The organism is Mesobacillus boroniphilus JCM 21738 (genome assembly GCF_000517385.1).
GTDB classification, from domain to species: domain Bacteria; phylum Bacillota; class Bacilli; order Bacillales; family Cytobacillaceae; genus Mesobacillus; species Mesobacillus boroniphilus.
Genome location: NZ_BAUW01000178.1, coordinates 1 through 2,799, shown reverse-complemented (window position 1 = coordinate 2,799; position 2,799 = coordinate 1). Strand labels below are relative to the sequence as shown.

General features: G+C 40.5%; 2 protein-coding genes and 1 pseudogene. All 3 read right to left on the bottom strand.

What is annotated here, in order from left to right; genetic code table 11:
- Positions 1-57: 57 nt before the first annotated feature.
- Positions 58-623, bottom strand: a pseudogene (locus tag JCM21738_RS21445) (M15 family metallopeptidase).
- A 128-nt stretch (positions 624-751) separates the two neighbouring features.
- A complete protein-coding gene (locus JCM21738_RS21440) occupies positions 752-1,462 on the bottom strand; it encodes a GDSL-type esterase/lipase family protein (RefSeq protein ID WP_023626265.1) in 711 nt (236 codons plus the stop codon).
- A 252-nt stretch (positions 1,463-1,714) separates the two neighbouring features.
- Positions 1,715-2,665, bottom strand: a complete 951-nt coding sequence (locus tag JCM21738_RS21435; RefSeq protein WP_023626266.1) for a YsnF/AvaK domain-containing protein — start codon at positions 2,663-2,665, stop codon at positions 1,715-1,717.
- Between the last annotated feature and the right edge of the window lie 134 nt (positions 2,666-2,799).

Genomic DNA, 2,799 nt, shown 5'->3' with positions numbered 1-2,799 from the left:
CGCTAGTGATAATTTCCTATTAAATAAAAAAGCATCGGAGCCTCGTGGCCCCGATGTTTAATTTTGTGATGCTGTCAGCGCGTCTTGTGGTGGACGCTTCCCACGTTTCAGGTCATTGATCGTCAGGCCAAAACGCATTTCTATGTGCGGATAATCCTTAAAGTGTTTCCAGTCTCCTCCCCACATAAATCCGAGCTCCTTGGCAATTCCTACTACTTCCATCCAATCTGATTTCCCATTGCCATTTCCGTCATAGTTAGTGTCCCATAGGCTTTTCCTGATTTATTCACTAAAGCAAAATCAATTGCCAGACCAAAATTATGGTAAGACTCCCCGCCTTTAGCATGTGTGACTATTTGACCTTCTCTTGACCTCCCCTTTTCATATAACTGATTTTGTTCTTCAAAACTACGGAACCCATCAGTCACCAAGACCTTTATGCCTCTCTCAGCTGCCTTCTGTACCAGCATATCCTTATTCTCCTGGACAACAGGATGCAGGTCCTGCGGCAAAGGAACATCTTCATTAATTTCAGGCTGGGTGAGGAATTGATAATATAAAAGGAGCGCAGCCAAAATCAGCAAAAAAGTGATCGATACGTTCCCAAAAAGCTTCTTTTTCACGTTAAAATTCCTTTCAGCTATCCTTTTAATCTATTATATTACGAATTTCCTCCATAATAGGTTTCATGGTAATTTTTTTTCAAAAAAAAACCTGGCATTAGATTTTGCCAGGCACCATTACAGAAATTCTATTCAAACTTGTAGTTTTTTAAAATGCGATCAGCGATCAGATTGTATCCTTTATCATTCAAATGAAGCGAATCACTGAAATACTGTTGTTTATCTTTTCCTTTAAACAGGTCATTGGTTGGAATGTAAATGACCTGTTTTTCATTTTTCGCAGCTTTTATAATTTCTTTATTCCAATCCTTAATTATCGCTTCGATGGCGGCGTTGTCAGGGTATGGATTATAGAGGCCCAGCAGGAAAATCGGCGTATTTTCATTGTTATCATTCAAAATATTGAGAATCGCCCTCAAGTTCTGCAAATAATCTCTCTGCCCTTTTTCTATTTCCCTATGCTTTAGATTCTTTAAATTCCCGCCATTGCTATTGATTAAGTCATTAGTACCGATAAAAAGGATAAAATAGTCTGCTTCATCAAGCTTCCCTCTAATACTGACATCAGATAGCTGAGTAAGGATACCAGAGGACTCAAGACCATAAATAGCTTCATTATCAAAGTTGTAGTCCTTTTTGTTTTGATAATTCAACTTGGTTTGCAGTGTATCAATATAACCCGAACCCTTCTGATCACCATAACCATAGGTGAGTGAGTCTCCGAATGCGACTACCAGCTTGTCTCCTTCTCCTTTTTGAGGGTTGACCATACTGAAGGCAGCTAGTAAGACGAAAATAATAATTATTAGAGATGAAATAAGTAATGTTTTTTTCTTCATGATGTGCCCCTTCTCTAATTCTTTATACCTTATTACCCAGCATCAAGTGAACATGAAACAAGAAGAATCCACCATTAAACTTCTTCTTGCTAATGATTCGTCAACGTGTTATATTTATCAAGCGATGAGCTGAATTGTGTAAGCCGACAGACACTCTTTTTATGGAAATGCACGATGTGGCGTGCAGTCAGTCGCCTCAATACGCAGAAAAGACGCCTTTTGGGCGTCTTTTCTTATTTTTTCATGATATGTTTATTTCTTCTTGTAACCGTCACGGTACATACCAGAAGGATTATTTAAACCATCACGGTCAGATGGATTCTTAAATGAGTCACGGTTGCGGTTGCGGTCAAGGTCTGCTTCATTGACCACACGATTGTCGTCAGCTTCCAGATGTGCTTCCTCATGTTTTACACTTTCGACGACTTGTTCAGTATCTGTCACTTCTCGCTTACCAATGACAAGCTCTTCAGAAACAACCGGTTTCTTGGTGACCTCTACCTTCTCTTCCATAATTGGTACACGGATTGTTTCATCGTCACCAACTGAAGCATCCACGCCAGAAGCAGTCTCATTCACATCACGTCTTTCCACGTAAACCTCCTCACGCGTGACTGGGATGTTTACTTTCTGCTGCTCTTCTACTACTTCCTTGTGGACTTCCACTTCACCTGCCTGTACCCTTTCCTTGGATACATCAAGCTGCTCTTCTCTTAACCTTAAAGTCTGCTCGTCAGTATTATCATATGTTCCCCTCACTGATGTATCAGTATTATAAGTTCCTGTTACTGATGTATCAGCAACATAGCCTGTTTCTTCAACATCAAGCCCAGACGCAGCCGTTTCCGCTAATAGGATGATGCGACCATTTCGAACATCTTCTTCGTATTCTCTTGCCGCGTCATCGGTTAAGCCTACACCAACTAGACGGTCCGAAATTGAAGGCTCATTGCCACCCAGATTTCTGTCTGCGTCAAATGCTGTCATCAAGCTTTGCCAGAAACCGCCTTCCCTATGGTCGTCAGTATCAGTTCCGATATTTTCAGTCGTTACACCTGTTCTGCTTTCGAGTGCAGTAGTAACATCATTTGTATCACCGATGATTGAGAAATCCCGAACGGCATAGCCGTTGTTTTTATATTCTTCAATTGCTTCAATTAATTCTGTTTGATTATCATATACTCCAACTACTTTTTTAGCCATTTTAAATTCCTCCATTTCAATGTATGATTCATCCGGTTGCACCGGTAGTGTATTCTTACCCTGCATGGACAGGCACTCAAACAATTTAGGACTTGCCAAAATTAGCCACATTCGATTGGAACAAAAAGCGCAAG

Bases quoted from the DNA above. Each gene is read 5' to 3' on its own strand.
- JCM21738_RS21440 (WP_023626265.1), bottom strand. From the start codon at position 1,462: ATGAAGAAAAAAACATTACTTATTTCATCTCTAATAATTATTATTTTC.
- JCM21738_RS21435 (WP_023626266.1), bottom strand. From the start codon at position 2,665: ATGGCTAAAAAAGTAGTTGGAGTATATGATAATCAAACAGAATTAATT.